We start from the raw sequence: 18,897 nt of genomic DNA on the forward strand, positions 1-18,897 counted from the left end.
TCGGCGATCCCTCCGGCCCAGCCCATGACCACCAGGCCCGGAACGGCCACGCCGGGGCCAACCACGCCGGGGCCAACCACGCCGGGAACGGCGCTGGACGATGCGGTGCGGCGGGTGCTCGGCGGGCTGGGCCACGCCAATAGCGGCGCGTCCCTGGTTCCGGAGGGGCTGGACGCCTTCGCCATCCGCGTCGCCACCGCGCGCGCCGCCGGCCGGAGCCTCGATCTGCAATACTACATCTGGCATGCCGATGTGACCGGCAAGCTGTTGGCCGCCGAGGTGCTGGCCGCCGCCGACCGTGGCGTGCGCGTCCGGCTTCTGCTGGACGATGCCTATGCGCTGGGGCGGGAGCGTGTGCTTTCCGCGCTGGATTCGCACCCCGGCATCGCGGTGAAGCTGTTCAACGGCACACGCTGGCGCATGTTCGGCCGCGCCGGTTTCCTGCTGGAGATGCTGTTCGGTGGCTGGCACCTGAACCGGCGCATGCACAACAAGGCCTGGATCGCCGATGGCAAGGTGGCGATCGCCGGCGGCCGCAACCTGGGCGACGAGTATTTCGGCGCCAAGTCGGATGAGTTCAATTTCCGCGACCTGGACCTGGTTCTGGCCGGCGAGGCCGCCGCCGGCACCAACCGGGTATTTGAGCGCTACTGGCGCAGCAGCCTGGCGCGCCCCGCCGCCCTGGTCTGCCCGCCCAGCGACAAGCGCGGCCTTCCGGCCCTGCGCCAGGCGCTGGCCGACGCCGCGGCGGCGCCGGAGGCGAGGCGCTACCTCCAGCATCTGGGCGCCTTCACCGGTGCCGAAGCCCCGCTTTCGCGCGGCCTGGTGGCGCTGGCCCCCGGCGCCGTGCAGGTGGTGGCGGACCCGCCGGAAAAGGCCCGCCGCGGGCTGGCCGCGCGCCGGCTGGCGCGTGCCGCCGGCGGCATCGCACCGGAAATCGCCGATGCGCTGCGCCGCGCAAAACATCAGGCGTTGCTGATCTCGCCCTATTTCGTGCCCGGCGAGGCGGGCCTCGCGCTGCTTCTGGGCCTGGTCGCGCGCGGCGTGCAGGTTTCCGTGGTGACCAATTCACTGGCCGCCACCGATGTGGTGGCCGTGCATGGCGGCTACGCCAAGTACCGCGAACCGCTGCTGCGCGCCGGCGTGCCGCTGTATGAGCTGAAGCCGAGCGGTGAGGATGAGGATACCTCCGTCTTCGGCTCCCGCGGCGCCAGCCTGCACACCAAGGCCTTCGTGGTGGATGACGGGCCGGTCTTCGTCGGCTCCTTCAACCTCGACCCGCGCTCCGCCGCGCTGAACACGGAAATGGGCGCCTTCGTGGACCACCCGGCGCTGGCCCGCGAATTGCGCGCGGAGCATGACCGGCTAGCGGACCCGGCGCGAAGCTGGCGGCTGGGGCTGGAGGAAGGGCGGCTGACCTGGACCGGCAGCGGCCCGGATGGCCAGTTGCAGACCCTCCGGCGGGAACCCGACGCCTCGCTGCGCCGCCGAGTGCTGGCGCGGGTGCTGCGCTGGCTGCCGATCGAATCGCAGCTATAGGGCCGGGTCAGGACCGCGCCGCAAGGCCATGGCCAGGATATGGCCCGGCGTCGGCTGCCACTGCATCACGCGCCAGCGCGCCGTGCCGCCCGGGGCGAAGGCCAGGCGTGGCGGGTCCAGCGTGAAGCCGAAACTGTCCAGCCCGGCCGCAATCCCCTCCCCCGTCGCCTTCACATAGGCCTCCTTCAGCGTCCAGATCCGCAGGAAGGCCGCATGGCGCGCGGCCTGCGGCGTCGCTGCCAGCAGCGCGGCCTCCGAGGGTGCGAAATAGCGTTCGGCGAGGCCAGGCCCGGCCTCCCGCCGGGACAGATCCTCGACATCCAGGCCGATATCATCCCCGGCGGCCACGGCGCAGGCCACCAGGCTGCGCGTGTGGGACAGGTTGAAGCGCAGCCAGGGCAGGTTGTGGGCCGCGTCCAGCTCCGGCTTTCCTTGCGGGCCGCGCCGGAAGCGGAAGCAGGGCGCGGGCAGGCCGCCGGCCCCGGCCAGCATGGAGCGGGCCAGGGCGTGGGCCGCGACATAGGCGCGGCGATCCGCCTCGAAACGGAAGCGCGCCGCGGCTGCCTGCTCCTCCGCATCCAGCGTGGCGTGCCAGGCGGCCAGCGTCGGCGCGTCGGCGGTGCCGGGATGCAGCCAGCGCAGGCGCACCGCGCCACGGGTGAAGGGGGCCACGGCGGTCAGCCGGGGTAGGGCACGGCGTCGTGCTCCACCAGGCCCCGGCCGCGCCCGGCGGCCAGCAGTGCGGCGCGCAGGGACTCGCCATAGGATCGCGCGCAGGCCAGCCGGAACGCCTCGCCATCGCGCCAGATCAGCAGCGGAATATGCGCGGCCAGCGTTGCCGCCGCGGCGCCGTGCGGGAAGCTGCGGGGATGCAGGTCCAGTGCCAGGATCGTCGCCAGCGCCTCCCCCGCCAATCTGCCGGCGAGTCCGAAGACGGCGCGCGACCCATCCATCGCCGTGCGGTGCGGATCGGGCACCGGCAGGGCGGTGCCGGGCGCGTGCAGGCACAGCCAGGTCCCGGGCGCCGTCCAGATCGCCGTGGCGCCCGCCACGGCCACCCAGCCGGGGCGCTGCGGCAGGCCTGGCAGCATCGTGGCGGGGCCATGCAGCGCGGTGGCGCCGATGGCGGTGAAGCGGCGCAGTTCCAGCTCAGCCACGGGTCCGGCCACCTTCCGGGTCGATGAAGACGGGTGACACCACCTCCGCCTCCCCATCATGGCCGCGCACCGGATCGAAGACGCGGATGCGCGTGCCGATCCGCGCCTGGCCGCCGGACAGCAGGGCGAGGCCGATCTGCGCCTGCAGATGCGGCGACCAGCAGCTTGCGGTGACATGGCCAAGATCGTTCGCCGTGGTCGCCGCCGCGCCGGGGTCCAGCAGATGCGCGCCGGTCCGCAGCCCTTCCCCGCGCAGGCCCACCAGCGCCGGGCGCCGAGGATCGACCAGCGCCGGCCGCTGCGCCATGACGCGGCCGATGAAATCCTTGGTGGGGGACAGCATGCGCCCAAGGCCGAGATCGCCCGCCGTGGTCTGGCCGTTCATCTCACCGCCGCCGGCATGGCCCTTCTCGATCCGCAGCACGCCCAGCGCCTCCGTCCCATAGGGCACGGCGCCGGCCGTGAGCAGCCGGTCGGCCATCGCCGCCGCGTCATCCGGCGGCACGCCAATCTCGAAGGCCAGCTCGCCGGAAAAGGACAGGCGATACAGCCGGCCGCGCAGCCCGCCAGCAAAGTTGGCCTCCGTGCAGGCCATGTGCGGCAAGGCGGCGTTGGAGACATCCGCCTCCGTGACCTGCGCCAGCACATCCCGCGCCCGCGGCCCGGCCAGCGCGATCTGCGCCCAGGCGTCGGTGACGGACAGGATCGTCACATCCAGTTCCGGCCGCAGCACCTGATGCACATATTCCAGATGCTGCATCACCCGCGCCGCATTCGCCGTGGTGGTGGTGACGAAGAAGCGATGTTCCGAGATTCGCGCACAGGTGCCGTCATCGAGCACAAAGCCGTCCTCGCGCAGCATGATGCCGTAGCGGATGCGGCCGGGCTTCAGCGTCGCGATGGCGTTGGCATAGACGAAATCCAGCAGCGCCGCGGCGCCCGGCCCCACCACCTCGATCTTGCCCAGCGTCGAGACATCGCAGAAGCCAACGGCCTTGCGGACCTGCAGCACTTCCCGGTCAACGCTGTCGCGCCAGCCGGCCTCGCCCGGGCGGGCATACCATTCGGGGCGCAGCCAGGCGCCGGTGGCGACGAAGCTGGCGCCGTGGCGGGCGGACCAGGCGTGCAGCGGGGTCAGGCGGGTCGGGCGGTAATCCGGGCCGGTCTGCGCGCCGGCCAGGGCGCCGATGGTCACCGGCGTATAGGGCGGGCGGAACATGGTGGTGCCGGTCTCGGCGATGCCGCGGCCGGTGGCTTCGGCCAGGATGGCGAGGCCCACGACATTCGCGGTGCGGCCCTGGTCGGTGGCCATGCCGAGGGTGGTGTAGCGTTTCGCGTGCTCGACGCTGCGAAACCCCTCCCGCGCCGCGAGGGCGATGTCGTCGGCGGTGACGTCGTGCTGGAAATCCACGAAGGCCTTGCGACCGGGCACATGATACAGCGCGCGCAGCCCGGCCGGTTCGTCATCGGCGCGCGGCAGGGCCAGGGGCTGGCCCTCATGCCCGGTATCGCGCGCCGCCTGAAGGCCGGCAGCGGCGCCATCGGCGAGGCAGGCGGCCAGGGTGAAGCGGCCCGCCGCGGCACCGGCCACCGCCATGCCGGGCGGCGGCGTGCCGGGCAGGAAGGCGGCCAGCGACTCATCCCAGCCTGGGCGGCCGCCCTGGTGGCTGGCCAGGTGCAGCGTCGGATTCCAGCCGCCCGCCACCGCCAGAACATCGGCCGCGATGCGTTCGCCAGTGTCCAGCCGCACGGAGGACAGGCCGAGCCGCCCCCCGGTGCCCACCACCCGGGCGCCCGCCACCACGCGCAGTCCCTTGTCGCCGCGGGCGGAATCGCGGGGGTCCACCACCGTCACCTCCGCCCCCGCCTCGCGCAGATCGCGCGCGGTGCGCCAGCCATCATCGCCCGCCGTGAACACCACCGCGCGCTGTCCTGGCAGCACCGCGTAGCGGTTGAGGTAGCCGCGCGCGGCGGCGGCCGACATCACGCCCGGCCGGTCATTGCCCGGGAAGGCGATGGGCCGTTCCACCGCGCCAGCCGCCAGCACCACGCGCTTCGCCACGATGGTCCAGCCCCTTTGGCGCGGCTGGCCCGGCGCGGGTTCGGCCAGGTGGTCCGCCACGCGCTGCACCGCGCCATAGGTGCCGTGGTCGAAGGCGCCGAAGATGGTGGTGCGCGGCAGCAGCATGACATCCGGCAGGCTGGCGAGTTCCGCCAGCACCAGCGCCGCCCATACCTCGCCCGGCGCGCCACCGATCTCCGGCGCATCCGCCAGCAGCCTGCCGCCAAGCCGGAAATCCTCATCCGCCAGCACCACCCGCGCGCCGCAGCGCGCGGCGGCCAGCGCGGCGGCGAGGCCCGTGGGGCCGCCGCCCACCACAAGCACGTCGCAATGCGCGTGCATGCGCTCATACGCATCCGGGTCCGGCGCGGTCGCGGCGCGGCCGAGGCCGGCGGCGCGGCGGATCAGCGGCTCATAGACCTTCTCCCAGAAGGACGCCGGCCACATGAAGGTCTTGTAGTAGAAGCCGGCGGAGAGCAGCGGGCCGAACAGCCCGTTCAACGCCATCACGTCGAAGCGCAGGCTGGGCCAGCGGTTCTGGCTGCGCGCCGCCAGCCCCTCGAATAATTCGGCGGTGGTGGCGCGGGTGTTGGGTTCCTGGCGGGCGCCGTCGCGCAGTTCGACCAGCGCGTTCGGCTCCTCGCTGCCCAGGCCCCAGATGCCGCGCGGCCGATGATATTTGAAGGACCGCCCGACCAGCTTCACGCCGTTGGCAAGCAGCGCGGAGGCCAGCGTGTCGCCGGCATGGCCCTGATAGCCGCGGCCATCAAAGCTGAAGCGCAGTGATTGCGCGCGGTCGATCAATCCGCCGCTGGGCAGCCGCGTCATGGCCGGCACGCCTCGGCGCTGGCAACCGCATGGGTGCGGGTATCGCGCATCACGCGCAGCCATTGCCGGCAGCCATGGATGTGCTGCCACAGTTCCGCATGCATCCCGGCGGGGTTTTCGCGGAGGTGCAGGTATTCGTGCCACGCCTCCGTCGGCGCATCGGCCGCAGGGCGGGGCGGCGGGGCGCTGCCGATTGTCGAAAATTCGGCGGCGTCGCGTTCGCCGCATAGGGGGCAGGGGATTCGCATCAGTGCAGGTTCGCCTGGGCGCCGGCGCCCTTCTCATCGATCACCGCGCCCGTCGCGAAGCGATCCAGCCGGAACGCCGCATTCAGCGCATGTGGCTGCCCGGTGGCGATGGTATGCGCGAAGCACCAGCCGGAAGCCGGCGTCGCCTTGAAGCCGCCATAGCACCAGCCGCAGTTGAGAAAGAGGCCCTCGATCGGGGTGCGGTCGATGATCGGTGATCCATCCATCGACATGTCCATGATGCCGCCCCACTGCCGCAGATAGCGCAGCCGCGACATCGCCGGGAAAAGCTGCACCGCGCATTCCATCACGTCATGCACCACCGGCAGGTTGCCGCGCTGGGCGTAGGAGTTGTAGCCGTCGATATCGCCGCCGAAGACCAGCCCGCCCTTGTCGGACTGGCTGACATAAAGGTGGCCCGCGCCATAGGTCACCACCGTGTCGATCATCGGCTTCACCGCCTCCGACACGAAGGCCTGCAGCACATGGCTTTCGATCGGCAGCCGCAGCCCCGCCATCGCCGCGACGCGTGAGGTGTTGCCCGCCACCGCCAGCCCCACCCGCTTCGCGCCGATGAAGCCGCGCGTCGTCTCCACCCCCACCACGCGGCCCGATTGCACGCGGATTCCGGTGACCTCCGTGTTCTGCAGCAGGTCAACGCCGCGGGAATCCGCCGCGCGCGCGTAGCCCCAGGCAACCGCATCATGCCGCACCGTGCCGCCGCGGCGTTGCAGCAGCCCGCCCTTCACCGGAAAGCGGACGCTGTCCATGTTCAGCCCCGGCACCATGGCGCGCACCTGCGCCGCATCCAGCAGTTCCGCATCCACCCCGGCCAGGCGCATCGCATTGCCGCGCCGTGCATAGGCATCCCGCTGGCTGTCCGAATGGCACAGGTTCAGCACGCCGCGCTGGCTGACCATGGCGTTGTAGTTGATGTCCTGCTCCAGCCCTTCCCACAGCTTCATGGAATGCTCGTAGAAGGGCGTATTGCCGGGCAGCAGGTAGTTCGACCGGATGATGGTGGTGTTCCGCCCGACATTGCCGGAGCCGAGATAGCCCTTCTCCAGCACCGCCACATCCGTGATGCCGTGCAGCTTCGCCAGGTAATGCGCCGTGGCCAGCCCATGCCCGCCGCCGCCGACGATGATCGTGTCATAGGCCGGCTTCGGCGCCGGGTCGCGCCAGGCGGGGGTCCAGGACCGGTTGCCGGTCAGGGCATGGCGCAGCAGGGCAAGGGCGGAATAGCGCATGCCGGCAGCATGGCAGGCGGCGGCCGCCTGACTTGCCTCAGAACGACATGGATCGGTCGTTCCGCGCCTATTCCCCCTCCGCCAGCAGCGCCGCATCGCCGCCGGCGGCGGCGGTGTTCACCGTCACCACCCGTTCGACCATGAAGCGCGGCAGGTAATGCGGCCCGCCCGCCTTCGGCCCGGTGCCGGATAGCCCCTGCCCGCCGAAGGGCTGGCTGCCGACCACGGCGCCGACCATGTTGCGGTTCACATAGACATTCCCGGCCGGCACCGCCTGCGCCACCCGCACGGCAAAACCCGCGCGCCGGCTCTGCACGCCCAGCGTCAGCCCGTATCCGGTGCCGCCGAGCGCACGCAGCAGCGCCGCCTCCGTCGCCCCGCGCCAGCGCACCACATGCAGCACGGGGCCGAAGACCTCCTGCGTCAGATCCTCCACCCGCCGCAATTCGACGATGCGCGGTGCGAGGAAATTGCCGGTTTCCGTGGCGGGATGGCGAAACACCTCCCGCGCCCCTTCCGGCAGTTTCGCCAGCCAGGCCTCGATGCGCGCCTTGGCCTCGGCATCGATCAGCGGCCCGACATGCGTGGCGGGGTCGCGCGGATCGCCCCGTTTCAGCTCGCGCGCCGCCCCGGCGATCATCGCCAGCATCCGGTCCGCCGCTTCCTCCTGCACACAGAGCAGCCGCAGCGCCGAACAACGCTGGCCGGCGGAGCGGAAGGCGCTGTTCAGCACGTCATCCGTCACCTGTTCCGGCAGCGCGGTCGCATCCACCACCATGGCGTTCAACCCGCCCGTCTCCGCGATCAGCGGGATGATCGGCCCGTCCTTCGCCGCGATGGCGCGGTTGATGCTGCGCGCGGCCGCGGTGCTGCCGGTGAAGGCGATGCCCGCGGTGGCCGGATGCGCCACCAGCGCCGCGCCCACCTCCACCCCGCCCGGCACAACCACCAGCGCATCCGCCGGCAGCCCCGCCAGGCGGAGCGCCTGCGCCGCGAGCCCCGCGATGCGCGGCGTCTGCGGCGCCGGCTTCGCCACCACGGCATTGCCCGCGACAAGCGCCGCCGCCACCTGGCCAAGGAAGATCGCCAGCGGGAAATTCCAGGGCGAGATGGCGAGGAAGACGCCGCGCCCGGACAGGCTCAGCACGTTGCTTTCGCCGACCGGGCTGGGCAGCGCGGCGGGTGTGGCGATGCGTTCCGCCTCATCGGCGTAGTAGCGGCAGAAATCGACGGCCTCCCGCAATTCGGAAAGCGCGTCATCCAGCGTGCGGAACCCTTCCTCCTGGATCGCCGCGATGAATTTGCCCGAATCCGATTCCAGCGCATCTGCCGTGCGGCGCAGCACCGTGGCGCGCTGCGCCACGGGGGTCGCGTTCCAGGCCGGGAAGGCGGCCTGCGCGCGCGCCATGGCCGCGGCGGGATCGACCTCCGGCACCTTGGGCAAGGGCGGCGCCGCATCACGCGCGGCGACCAGCGTGGCGAGGGCACGCCTGTCGCCGAATTCCACGCCGCGGCTGTTCGGACGATCGCCGAACAGCGCGGCCGGGCGCTTCACCCGCGGATGCCGCGGCGGGCCTTCGGCCAGGGCCACGGAGGGATGCCGCAGCAGTCGCTCCAGCGGCACCGCGTCATCCGCCACCGCCGCGACGAAGCCGCCATTCGCGCCATTCTCCAGCAGGCGGCGCACCAGATAGGCCAGCAGATCCTCATGCACGCCAACCGGCGCGTAGATGCGCAGCGCCGCATCCGGGCGCTTCTCCGCCAGCTTGGCGTAGAGCGCGCTGCCCATGCCGTGCAACCGCTGGAATTCGAACTTTTCCGGGTTCACGCCCTTGGCCTCAGCCAGCGCCAGCGCCTGCGCGATGCTTGCCGCATTATGGGTGGCAAATTGAGGAAAGATGCGGCCCTGCCTGGCCACATCCAGCAGCACGGCCGCCTGGGTCAGCCAGGCGAGGTCGGTCGCCGCCTTGCGGGTCCAGACCGGAAAATCATCGAGTCCGCGTTCCTGCGCGCGCTTGATCTCGGCATCCCAATAGGCGCCCTTCACCAGCCGCACCATCAGCCGCCGCCCGGTCGCCGCGGAGCGATCCGCCAGCCAGCCCACCACCGCGCCGGCGCGTTTTTGGTAGGCCTGCACGGCGAGGCCCAGCCCTTCCCACCCCGCCAGGCTGGGTTCGGTCAGTAGCCGGTCGAAAACCTCCAGCGACAGCTCCAGCCGGTCGGCTTCCTCCGCATCCAGTGTCAGGTTCAGATCATGCGCCCGCGCCACCTGCGCCAGCTCGATCAGATCCGGCACCAGCTCCGCCATCACCCGGTCCCGCGACACCGCCTCATAGCGCGGATGGATCGCCGACAGTTTGACGGACAGGCCCGGCCGCGCCGGCAGGCTGCCCTGCGCCGCGCGCCCGATCGCGGCGCAGGCCGCGTGATAGGCGCCCAGATATTTGCGCGCATCCGCCGCGCTGCGGGCGCCCTCCCCCAGCATGTCGTAGGAATACCGCATGCCCTTGGCCGACCGGCCGAGCGCATCGCCGATGCTCTCGCCCAGCACGAATTGCCCGCCCATCAGCCGCACCGCCTGCCGCGCCGCCTGGCGCACCGCCGGCACGCCGAGCCGCCTGGCCATCGGCGCCAGCACGCCACCCGGCGTTTCCCCACGCCCGACCAGCCTTGCCCCCATGGCAAGTGCCCAGCCGGAGGCGGCGGAGGCAAAACCCTCCGCATGGTGGCGCCAATCGCCCTCCGCCAGCTTCTCCGCGATCAGCGCATCGGCCGTCGCGTCATCCGGCACGCGCAGCAGCGCCTCCGCCAGCGCCATCAGCGCCAGGCCTTCGCGGGTGGAAAGCGGCCAGCCGCGCAGGATCTCCTCCACCGCCAGCGGCCCGCCGCCATCCCGGGCGGCCTGCGCCAGGGCCAGCGCCAGGGGCGCGGCCTCCGGCCTTGGGGTGGGGGCGGAGGCGAGCAGCGCGGCGCGCGCGGCTTCCTCGGAGGGGGCATAGGGGGCTTCGAACATGGGTTCAGCATGCCGCGCCGCCGGCCGTGGATGCAGCGGGATTTTCCGCGGTATAACCGGCGGATCAACGGCGGAACGCCCCATGGACCACGAGATCGACCGCATCGACCGCCGCATGCTGGCGCTGCTGCAACGCGATGGACGGGCCACGGTGGCGGAGCTCGCGACCCGCATCGGCCTGTCGCCCTCCGCCGCCTCCGAACGCCTGCGGCGGCTGCAGGCGCAGGGGTTCATCACCGGCTGGGGCGCGCGGCTGGATGCGGCGCGGATCGGCCTCGGCCTGCTGGTCTTCGTCGAGATCAGCCTGGACCACACCACGCCGGACGCCTTCGACCGCTTCGCCGTCGCGGTGAAACGGGTGCCGGAGGTGCTGGAATGCCACATGGTGGCCGGCGGCTTCGACTATCTGGTGAAGGCGCGGGTGCGCGACATGGCGGCCTATCGCCGCTTCCTCGGCGATGTGCTGCTCAGTCTGCCCGGCGTGAAGGCCAGCCACACCTATGCGGTGATCGAGGAGGTGATTGCGGAGGCGCCGCTGCCGGTCTGAGGTTAGCTCCGCAGCCTGCGCCCCAGCGCACGCCACTTCACCTGGCTCAACAGCAGGAAGGCCATGAAGGCCATCAGCACCATGGTCAGCGGGCTGGCCACCGCCTCCTCCACCAGGAAGCCGAGGTCATCGCCCACCGAGATCACCGCGCGGCGCCAGGACACGTCGATCATCGGCCCGAGAATCATGCCGAGGATCACCGGCCCCACCTGGAAGCCGTACATTTTCAGCAGATAGCCGAAGATGCCGAAGCCCAGCATGAAATACACATCCACCACGCTGTTCTGGATGGAATAGGTGCCGACCACGGACAGCACCAGGATCAGCGGAATCAGCACCGAGGGCGGGCATTCCACCAGCTTGGCAAAGGCGCGGATGCCGGTGAGGCCAAAGACCAGCAGGAAGATATTGGCCAGCGCCAGATTGCCGACGGTGAACCAGAACAGATGCGGCGTCTCGATCATCAGCATCGGGCCGGGCTTCAGCCCATGGATGAACAGCGCGCCGAGGATCACCGCCGTCACCGCATCGCCCGGGATGCCCAGCGTCAGCATCGGCACATAGGCGCCGCCGACCGCGGCATTGTTCGCCGATTCCGGCGCGATCAGCCCCTCATAGGCACCCTCGCCGAATGGGCGCGACGGGTTCTTCACCGTGCGCTTCGCCTGATCATAGGCCATCAGCGCCGCGATATCCCCGCCAGTGCCCGGCAGCGCGCCGATCACCACGCCGATGAGGGAACTCCGCAGCGACAGTGGCAGGTATTTCCGGATCAGCCGCCAGGGCGGAATGATGCGCGACACATCCTGCTTCACCGGTTTGACGCGCAGATTGTGCAACTGCACCAGCGCCTCCGACACGCCGAAGAAGCCGATCATGGCGGCGACATAGGGGATGCCGGCCATCAGCTGCACCGTGCCGAGGGTGAAGCGCCCCTCCGCCGTCATCGGGTCCAGCCCCACCATGCCGAGCGCGATGCCGAGCGCCCCGGCGAACAGCCCCTTGGCGAGCGATTCACCGGACAGCGTTCCCACCAGCAGCAGCCCCATCACCGCCAGCAGCAGGTAATCCCGTGGCGCGAACAGCAGCGCGAATTCGGAAATCACCGGCGCTGCCACCGCCAGCGCGATCACGCCGATGAAGCCGCCGAGCACCGACATCACGGTGGACAGCCCGATCGCCACGCCGGCCTCTCCGCGCCGCGCCAGCGGATAGCCATCGAGTGCGGAGGCGATGGCCGCGGGCGCGCCCGGGATATTCAGCAGGATGGCGGAGCGTGATCCGCCATAGACGCCACCGGTGAAGACGCCCGCGATCAGCGCCAGCGCCGCATTCACCTCCCAGGCAAAGGTGAAGGAGATCAGGATCGACGCCGCCATGGTGACGGACAAGCCGGGGATGGCGCCGATATAGATGCCCGCCAGCGTGCCCGCCGCCGTCAGCATCAGCAGGGACGGATCCAGCCAGGACAGCAGGAAGAAGCCCATCTGCTCCGTCACAGCAGCCACCCCGGAGGCAGGATGCTTCGCAGCATCCAGCCCTGCGGCAGCACCACGGTGAAGACCATGCGGAACACCACATGCACCGCGACCACGGAAACCAGCGCCAGCAGCAGCGCGAAGCCCAAGCCGCGCAGCGGAGAAGCGGGGCCGCCGCGCCGCAGATACAGGATCAGCGCAGACAGGAAGGCGAATGTCGCGATGTGGAAGCCGATCGGCTCCAGCAGCGCCATGTAGATGGCGATCATCAGCACGGACAGCGCGATGTCGCGCGGCGCGATCCGCGTGGCGAAGCCCGCCTCGGTCGGCACCAGGGTCCGGGTCCGCAGGATGATGACGAGCGCCGAAATCGCCATGACCACGCCGGCCGCCAGCGGCGTGATGCCCGGCGCGCTCACTTCCTCGAAGCCCCGCAGGCGGTGGCCCTCCGCCATCACGGCCAGGCTCATCAGCAACAGCACGAAGCCGAACAGGGTCTCGCCCGGCTCCCGCCGCCGGCGCTGGTCATGCATCAAACAGATCCTTGGAGGCGGGTACGCGGCCCCGCCAGCGGGGCCGCGTGGCAGGCGTTCAGGACGGGCGCGGGATGTTCAGCGTCGCCGGGTCGGTGCGCGCGGCGCCGGCCTCCTGCAGGATCCAGGCGGTGACGGATTGCCAGCGGGCGAGGAAGGCTTCCGCCTCGGCGCCGGAGGTGTTCATCACCACATTCCCGTTGCCGGTCATCAACTGGGTGAATTGCGGGTTCGCCGTGCCGGTGCGGAAGGCCGCCACCAGCTTCTCCCGCGCCTCATCCGGAATGTCCTTCTTCGCCCAGACGCCGTAGAAGGACCCCCAGGGCATTAGTCGTGCCAGTTCCGGAAAATCCGCCGTCGCGGGCGGCACGCCGGGCAGGCTCGGCAGCGGGGTCTCGTTGAACACGGCCAGCGCCTTCACACGGCCGGCGCGCACATGTTCCGCCACCGCGCCGGAGCCCACCGTCATCCAATCCGCGTGCCCGCCCTGCAACGCCGTCAGCCCGGGGCCTTCGCCATCGAAGGGCACCGAGATGTGGCGGAAGGCGCCGGTCGAGGCGATCATGGTGGAGACGACATGCGCCTGGCCGCCCGGCCCGGTGCTGGCCATGCGGATGCGGCCAGGATTGCGCTTCATGTCATCCACAAGCTCCTTCAACGTGTTCCAGGGCTTGTCCTTGTTCGCCACGATCACCGGCACGCTGCGCGCCAGCAGGCAGATCGGCGTGAAATTGGTGTAGTCGAGCTGGGAGATGTTCAGCACCTTGTACAGCAGCGGATTTTCCGCCCCGTACAGCAGCGTGTAGCCATCCGATGGCAGGCCGTGCACATAGGTCAGGCCGATCGCGCCGGTGCCGCCAGTGCGGTTCTGCAGCACGATCTTCTGGCCGAGCGCGGCTTCCACATGCGGCGTCACCGCGCGCCCCGTCACATCCGTGGCGCCGCCGGCACCCCATTGGATGACGCCGAGCAGGTCGCGCGACGGAAAGGCCTGGGCGCGGGCGGTGGTGGCGCCCAGCAGCGGCGCGGCCGCCAGCCCGCCGAGCAACATCCTGCGATGCATCATGGTTCTTTTCCCCCCATTTGGTGGCGTCTTCGTTTCCAAGACGCAGGCTGGCACGGCTGGCCGCGGCTTTCCAGACGGGGAAACCGCGCACCGGTCGCACGCTACTGGAATTGCATTCCAGAATGGAACCCCCTATCGGCTAAGGCCGATCGGGTGGAAACGACGCATGCACCAGGCTCTCGGCCAATTGCCGGAGGAGGCGGAGTACGACCTCATCGTGCTCGGCGCCGGCGGTGCCGGCATGGCGGCGGCGTTGTTCGCGGCGCTGGACGGGCTGCGGGTGCTGCTGGTGGAGCGCACGGAATTCCTGGGCGGCACCACCGCCCTGTCCGCCGCCACCACCTGGATTCCCAACACGCAGCACGCCGGGGAAGGCGACAGCCCCGCCCAGGCGGCAGAATTCCTCGACCACGCCGTGGGCAACCATGCCAGCCGCGCGCTGCGCCAGGCCTTCCTGGAGGCCGGCCCCCAGGCCATTGCGCGGCTGGAGGCGGAGACGGAGGTAAAATTCCGCGCCCGCCCGCTGCACCCGGACTACATCCAGGAAATCCCCGGCGCGACTTTGCGCGGCCGGGCGCTGGAGCCGCTGCCCTTCGATGGCCGCAAGCTCGGCGCGCTGTTTCCGCTGCTGCGGCCGCCGATTCCGGAATTCACCATCCTCGGCGGCATGATGGTGGACCGCGACGATATCGGCCATCTGCTTGGACTGCGGAAATCCTGGCGCTCCGCCCGCCACGCACTCGGCCTGCTGGCGCGCCATGCAAGCGACCGGCTGCGGCAGAAGCGTGGCACGCGGCTGGTGATGGGCAATGCCCTGGTCGGGCGGCTGCTGCATGAGCTGGCGCGGCGCGGCGTGGACATGCTGACCGAGACGAAGACGGAGGCGCTGCTGCGCGAGGGCGGCCGCGTCACCGGCCTGATGCTGCAGCAGCACGGCACCCGGCGGCAGGTGCGGACCCGGCGCGGCGTGGTGCTGGCCACCGGCGGCTTCGGCCGGCACCCCGCACGGCGCGCGGAGATGCTGCACAGGCCGACGCCGGCCCACAGCCCGGCCGCCCCCGGCCATACCGGTGAAATGCACGACCTCGCCTTGGCCATCGGCGCCCGCTACGGCGAGGGCGGGATGGACAACGCCTTCTGGGCGCCGGTTTCCACCCGCACCCGCGCCGATGGCAGCACCGCGGTCTTCCCGCATTTCGTGCTGGACCGCGGCAAGCCCGGCACCGTCGCCGTCAACGCCGCCGGCCGCCGCTTCGTGAACGAGGCGACCAGCTACCACCTGTTCGCCCGCGCCATGTTCGCCAGCCACGCCACGGTGCCGACCATCCCCTGCTTCCTGATCGCGGATGCGGTGGCGCTGCGGAAATACGGCCTCGGCATGGTGCGCCCCGGGGGACGCGGCCTGGCGCCGTACCTGGCCGATGGCTACCTGACGGAGGCGCCGACGATGGCGGCGCTGGCGGCGAAGCTTGGCGTGGATGCGGCGGGGCTGGCGCAGACCGTGGCGGCGATGAACCGCTACGCCGAGACCGGCGAGGACCCCGAATTCGGCCGCGGCAGCACCGCCTATCACCGCGCCAATGGCGATGCCGCGCAGCAGCCCAACCCCAATCTCGGCCCGATCGCCACCGCGCCCTTCTACGCGGTGCGCCTGCTGCCCGGCGATATCGGCGCGGCGACGGGGCTGGTCACGGATGCGAACGCGCAGGTGCTGGACGAGGCCAACCAGCCGATCGGCGGCCTCTACGCCGCTGGCAACGACATGCATTCCATCATGGGCGGCGCCTATCCCGGGCCGGGCATCACCATCGGCCCCGGGATCACCTTCGGCTTTCTTGCGGCGCGCCATGCGGCGCAAAACGGTTAACTGTGCAGCAGGAAGTCCACCATCATGGCGCGGCCGGCGGCGAACATGCCGATGCCGGTCTGCGTGCCACAGCCCAGCGCGCGGGCGGCGGTGAGCAGCGGCGTGACCTCCGGGCTGGTGATCACGTCGCCGACGAACATCGCCGGTGTCAGCAGCTCCACGCGCACCGGCAGCGCATCGCTGTGCTTCATGCCGGCCGGCGTGGCGTTGGCGATCAGGTCGTAGCCGGTGGGATCGTCGCTGCCCGCCAGCAGCTTCGCCGCACCCCGCCCGGCGAGGCGTGCCAGCAGCCGGTCCCGCCGCACCGCATCCGCGTCATGGATCGCGAGTTCCGAAACCCCCGCCTCCAGCAGCGCCAGCGCAATGGCGGTGCCGGCGCCGCCCGCGCCGACCATCAGGGCGCGCTTGCCCTCCGGCACGCAGCCGGCCTGGCGAATGCCGCCGACGAAGGCGACGCCATCGGTCATGTCGCCATGCCAGGTGCCATCCGCATTGCGGCGCATGATGTTGACCGATTGCAGGAAGCCCGCGCGATCCGTGGTGCTGGCGCAATGGGCGAAGGCGCCGAACTTGTGCGGCACCGTCACGACAATGCCATCCAGGTTGCCGGCCAGCAACACGCCCCGGATGAACTCATCCACCTGCGCCACGGAAACCTGCGCCGGCACCAGCAGCGCATTGCGCCCGCGCGCCACGAATTCCCGCGTGATGCCGCCGGGCGACTGCACCTGCGCGATGGGGTCGCCGATGATGATGAAAAGCCGCGTGGCGCCGCTGAGGGCTTCGAGCATGTTGGTTTCCTCCTGTCCCCGCAGCTAGCCACGGCGCGCGACGCATGACCACCGTGCTCGCCCGGTCGCTGCGGCTGCTGGAGGCGCTTTCGCGGGCGCCGGAGGGTCTGCCGCTGGCGGTGCTGGCGGACCGCCTGGCGATGCCGCGCAGCGCCGCGCACCGGCTGCTGACGGAGCTGGCGCGGCAGGGCTATGTCCGCCAGGGCCAGGATGGCGGTCCCTATGCGCTGAGCCTGAAGCTGGTGAGCCTCGGCCTGACCTTCCTGGCGGAATCCGGCATCCCCGACATCGCCCAGCCGGTGCTGGACCGCCTGGCGGCGGAAACCGGGGAGCTGGTGCGCCTCGGCGTCATCCGGGATGGGAAGCTGGTCTGGGTGGCGAAGGCGCAGGGCGCGCGGTCCGGCCTGCGCTACGACCCGGACAACGGCGCGGAGGCGCATCTGGCCTCCACCGCCAATGGCCAGGCCTGGCTGGCGACCCTGCCGGAGGCGGAGGCGCTGGCGCTGGTGGCCGCGCAGGGCTTTGGCGAGGCGCTGCCGCTTGGCCCGCAGGCCCCGCGCGACCTGCCCACCCTGCTGGCGCGGCTGGATCAGGCGCGGCGTCAGGGCTTTGCCTGCGTCACCGAAAGCAGTGCGCCGGGCACCGCGGCCATCGCCGCCGTGGTGCGGGCACCGCAGGGCCAGGCGATCGGCGTGGTCAGCATCGCCGGCCCTGCCTCGCGCCTCGATGCCGGGCGGCTGGCCGCGCTGGCGCCGGCGCTGCTGGCGGCTGCCGGCGACATGTCCCAGACCAGCCAGGCCTCCCCGCTGCTGCGCGGCGCGCCATGAGGGAGGATTGCGACGTGCTGGTCATCGGCTCCGGCGCCGGCGGGCTGGCGACCGCGGTGACGGCGGCCTTTCATGGGCTGCGCGTGGTGGTGGCGGAGAAGGCGGCGGTGTTCGGCGGCACCACCGCCTGGTCCGGTGGCTGGATGTGGGTGCCGCGCAACCCGCTCGCCGTGGCGGCGGGCATCATCGAGGATGTGTCGGAGCCACGCACCTATCTGCGGCACGAGCTTGGCAACCAGTTCGGCGCGGCGAAGGTGGAGGCCTTCCTGGATGCGGCGCCGCGCATGGTGGATTTCTTCGCCGGCCACACCGCCATGCAGTTCATCGCCGGCAATGCCATTCCGGATTTCCACGGCGATACGCCCGGGGCGGCAACCGGCGGGCGATCCGTCTGCGCCGCGCCCTTCGACGGGCGGGCACTCGGGCCGCTGGTGCATCGGCTGCGGCCGCCGCTGGCGGAGATCAGCCTGGCCGGCATGGGCATCGCCTCGGGCGAGGATCTGCGGCGCTTCATGACGGCGGCACGGTCGCCACGCTCCGCCCTGCACGCCGCGCGGCGCCTGGCGCGGCATGGCTGGGACCGGCTGCGTCATGGGCGCGGGATGCATCTGGTGAACGGCAATGCGCTGGCGGCGCGGCTGCTGAAATCCGCCGATGACCTCGGCGTGGCGCTGTGGGATTCCGCGCCGGCGGAACGCCTGCTGGTGCAGGACGGCGCGGTGCGCGGTGCGGTGCTGCGGCGCGGCGGCGCGGCCGTGCAGGTCACGGCACGGCGCGGCGTGGTGCTGGCCTGCGGCGGCTTCCCGCATGAGGCCGACCGCATCCGCACCATGTTTCCGCACGCCCCGGACGGCGCGCATTTCTCCGCCGCCCCTCGCGACAATGCCGGCGACGGGCTGCGGCTGGGGGAAGAAGCGGGCGGCGCCGTGGTGCGGGATTTTCCGGATGCCGGTGCCTGGGCGCCGGTCTCCCGCGTGCCGCATGCGGATGGCATGGCGGGCCACTTCCCGCATCTGGTGGAGCGCGGCAAGCCGGGCGTCATCGCCGTCACCGCGCGCGGGCTGCGCTTCACCAATGAGGCGCGCGCCTATCACGACATGATGCGCGGATTGTTCGCCGCCGTGCAGCCGCCCGAGGAAGTGTGCTGCTGGCTGGTCTGCGACCACCGCTTCCTGCGCCGCTACGGACTCGGCTTCGTCAAGCCGGCGCCGCTGCCGATCGGCCCACATCTGCGCTCCGGCTATCTGCGGCGCGGCGCGACCCTGGCCGAACTCGCCGCCGCCTGCGGCATCGATGGCGCAGCGTTGCAGGCCACGGTGGCGCGCTACAACGGCCCGGCGCGGGAAGGCGCGGACCCGGAATTCGGTCGTGGCTCCACGCCCTATGAACGCATGCAGGGCGATGCCGGGCGCTGCAACGCGCCGATCGAACGCGGCCCCTTCTACGCGGTGAAGATCGTGCCCGGCAGCCTCGGCACCTTCGCCGGGCTGCGGACGGATGCGGCGGCGCGCGTGCTGGATGCGGCGGGCGCGCCGGTCCCGGGCCTGACCGCCGTGGGCAACGACATGGCGAGCATGATGGGCGGGCACTACCCCGCCGGCGGCATCACCCTCGGCCCCGCCATGACCTTCGGCTGGATCGCCGGCCGCCGCCTTGCGGGGATTGAGACATGATATGGCGCCTTGCAGATC

15 protein-coding genes are annotated in these 18,897 nt (G+C 71.4%); 5 read left to right on the forward strand and 10 right to left on the reverse strand.

The genetic code is table 11. The annotated features are described in order from the left end of the window. Positions 1-24 precede the first annotated feature (24 nt). Positions 25-1,539 carry a phospholipase D family protein gene (locus Q8S40_RS10435; RefSeq protein WP_305670332.1) on the forward strand — a complete coding sequence of 505 codons (1,515 nt, stop codon included), beginning with the start codon at positions 25-27 and terminating at the stop codon, positions 1,537-1,539. On the opposite strand, the gene Q8S40_RS10440 is transcribed toward Q8S40_RS10435, so the two are convergent. The 6 genes from Q8S40_RS10440 to Q8S40_RS10465 all read right to left on the reverse strand — a co-directional run bounded on the left by Q8S40_RS10440 (position 1,534) and on the right by Q8S40_RS10465 (position 10,097). After that, positions 1,534-2,211, reverse strand: a complete 678-nt coding sequence (locus Q8S40_RS10440; RefSeq protein WP_305670333.1) for a 4'-phosphopantetheinyl transferase superfamily protein — start codon at positions 2,209-2,211, stop codon at positions 1,534-1,536. The genes Q8S40_RS10435 and Q8S40_RS10440 overlap by 6 nt on opposite strands. Before the next feature lie 5 nt (positions 2,212-2,216). After that, on the reverse strand, positions 2,217-2,696 hold the full coding sequence (locus Q8S40_RS10445) for a hypothetical protein (protein ID WP_305670334.1): 480 nt from the start codon (positions 2,694-2,696) through the stop codon (positions 2,217-2,219). After that, positions 2,689-5,586 carry a sarcosine oxidase subunit alpha family protein gene (locus tag Q8S40_RS10450; protein ID WP_305670335.1) on the reverse strand — a complete coding sequence of 966 codons (2,898 nt, stop codon included), beginning with the start codon at positions 5,584-5,586 and terminating at the stop codon, positions 2,689-2,691. The genes Q8S40_RS10445 and Q8S40_RS10450 overlap by 8 nt, the downstream gene beginning before the upstream one ends. Then, on the reverse strand, positions 5,583-5,834 hold the full coding sequence (locus Q8S40_RS10455) for a sarcosine oxidase subunit delta (protein WP_305670336.1): 252 nt from the start codon (positions 5,832-5,834) through the stop codon (positions 5,583-5,585). Before Q8S40_RS10455 ends, Q8S40_RS10450 begins: the two co-directional genes overlap by 4 nt. Then, a complete protein-coding gene (locus Q8S40_RS10460; RefSeq protein ID WP_305670337.1) occupies positions 5,834-7,084 on the reverse strand; it encodes a sarcosine oxidase subunit beta family protein in 1,251 nt (416 codons plus the stop codon). Before Q8S40_RS10460 ends, Q8S40_RS10455 begins: the two co-directional genes overlap by 1 nt. A 67-nt stretch (positions 7,085-7,151) precedes the next feature. Further along, a complete protein-coding gene (locus Q8S40_RS10465; RefSeq protein ID WP_305670338.1) occupies positions 7,152-10,097 on the reverse strand; it encodes an L-glutamate gamma-semialdehyde dehydrogenase in 2,946 nt (981 codons plus the stop codon). 82 nt (positions 10,098-10,179) lie between these two features. Between Q8S40_RS10465 and Q8S40_RS10470 the strand changes: the two genes are divergently transcribed. Beyond that, positions 10,180-10,644, forward strand: a complete 465-nt coding sequence (locus Q8S40_RS10470) for an Lrp/AsnC ligand binding domain-containing protein (RefSeq protein ID WP_305670339.1) — start codon at positions 10,180-10,182, stop codon at positions 10,642-10,644. A gap of 2 nt (positions 10,645-10,646) precedes the next feature. Here Q8S40_RS10470 and Q8S40_RS10475 read toward each other — a convergent pair whose 3' ends face one another. From Q8S40_RS10475 to Q8S40_RS10485, 3 genes are read right to left on the reverse strand one after another with little or no spacing between them, the layout of a single operon-like run. Then, complete coding sequence (locus tag Q8S40_RS10475; protein WP_305670340.1) at positions 10,647-12,143, reverse strand: tripartite tricarboxylate transporter permease; 1,497 nt, start codon at positions 12,141-12,143, stop codon at positions 10,647-10,649. Beyond that, on the reverse strand, positions 12,140-12,655 hold the full coding sequence (locus Q8S40_RS10480) for a tripartite tricarboxylate transporter TctB family protein (RefSeq protein ID WP_304809699.1): 516 nt from the start codon (positions 12,653-12,655) through the stop codon (positions 12,140-12,142). Before Q8S40_RS10480 ends, Q8S40_RS10475 begins: the two co-directional genes overlap by 4 nt. 58 nt (positions 12,656-12,713) lie before the next feature. Continuing rightward, entirely contained in the window at positions 12,714-13,721 is a 1,008-nt protein-coding gene (locus Q8S40_RS10485; RefSeq protein ID WP_304809697.1) for a tripartite tricarboxylate transporter substrate binding protein, read from the reverse strand. Between the two features lie 166 nt (positions 13,722-13,887). Between Q8S40_RS10485 and Q8S40_RS10490 the strand changes: the two genes are divergently transcribed. After that, complete coding sequence (locus tag Q8S40_RS10490; RefSeq protein WP_305670341.1) at positions 13,888-15,588, forward strand: FAD-dependent oxidoreductase; 1,701 nt, start codon at positions 13,888-13,890, stop codon at positions 15,586-15,588. Here Q8S40_RS10490 and Q8S40_RS10495 read toward each other — a convergent pair. Then, positions 15,585-16,379 carry a shikimate dehydrogenase gene (locus Q8S40_RS10495; RefSeq protein ID WP_305670342.1) on the reverse strand — a complete coding sequence of 265 codons (795 nt, stop codon included), beginning with the start codon at positions 16,377-16,379 and terminating at the stop codon, positions 15,585-15,587. The two genes, Q8S40_RS10490 and Q8S40_RS10495, sit on opposite strands and share 4 nt — an antisense overlap. A 44-nt stretch (positions 16,380-16,423) precedes the next feature. Here Q8S40_RS10495 and Q8S40_RS10500 point away from each other — a divergent pair, with 44 nt between their 5' ends. Next, complete coding sequence (locus Q8S40_RS10500) at positions 16,424-17,206, forward strand: IclR family transcriptional regulator (RefSeq protein WP_305670343.1); 783 nt, start codon at positions 16,424-16,426, stop codon at positions 17,204-17,206. Beyond that, positions 17,203-18,879 carry an FAD-dependent oxidoreductase gene (locus tag Q8S40_RS10505; protein ID WP_305670344.1) on the forward strand — a complete coding sequence of 559 codons (1,677 nt, stop codon included), beginning with the start codon at positions 17,203-17,205 and terminating at the stop codon, positions 18,877-18,879. The genes Q8S40_RS10500 and Q8S40_RS10505 overlap by 4 nt, the downstream gene beginning before the upstream one ends. Positions 18,880-18,897: the final 18 nt, after the last annotated feature.

Origin of the sequence: Falsiroseomonas sp. (assembly GCF_030695085.1) — a bacterium.
In the GTDB taxonomy this organism is placed as follows: Bacteria; Pseudomonadota; Alphaproteobacteria; order Acetobacterales; family Acetobacteraceae; genus Falsiroseomonas.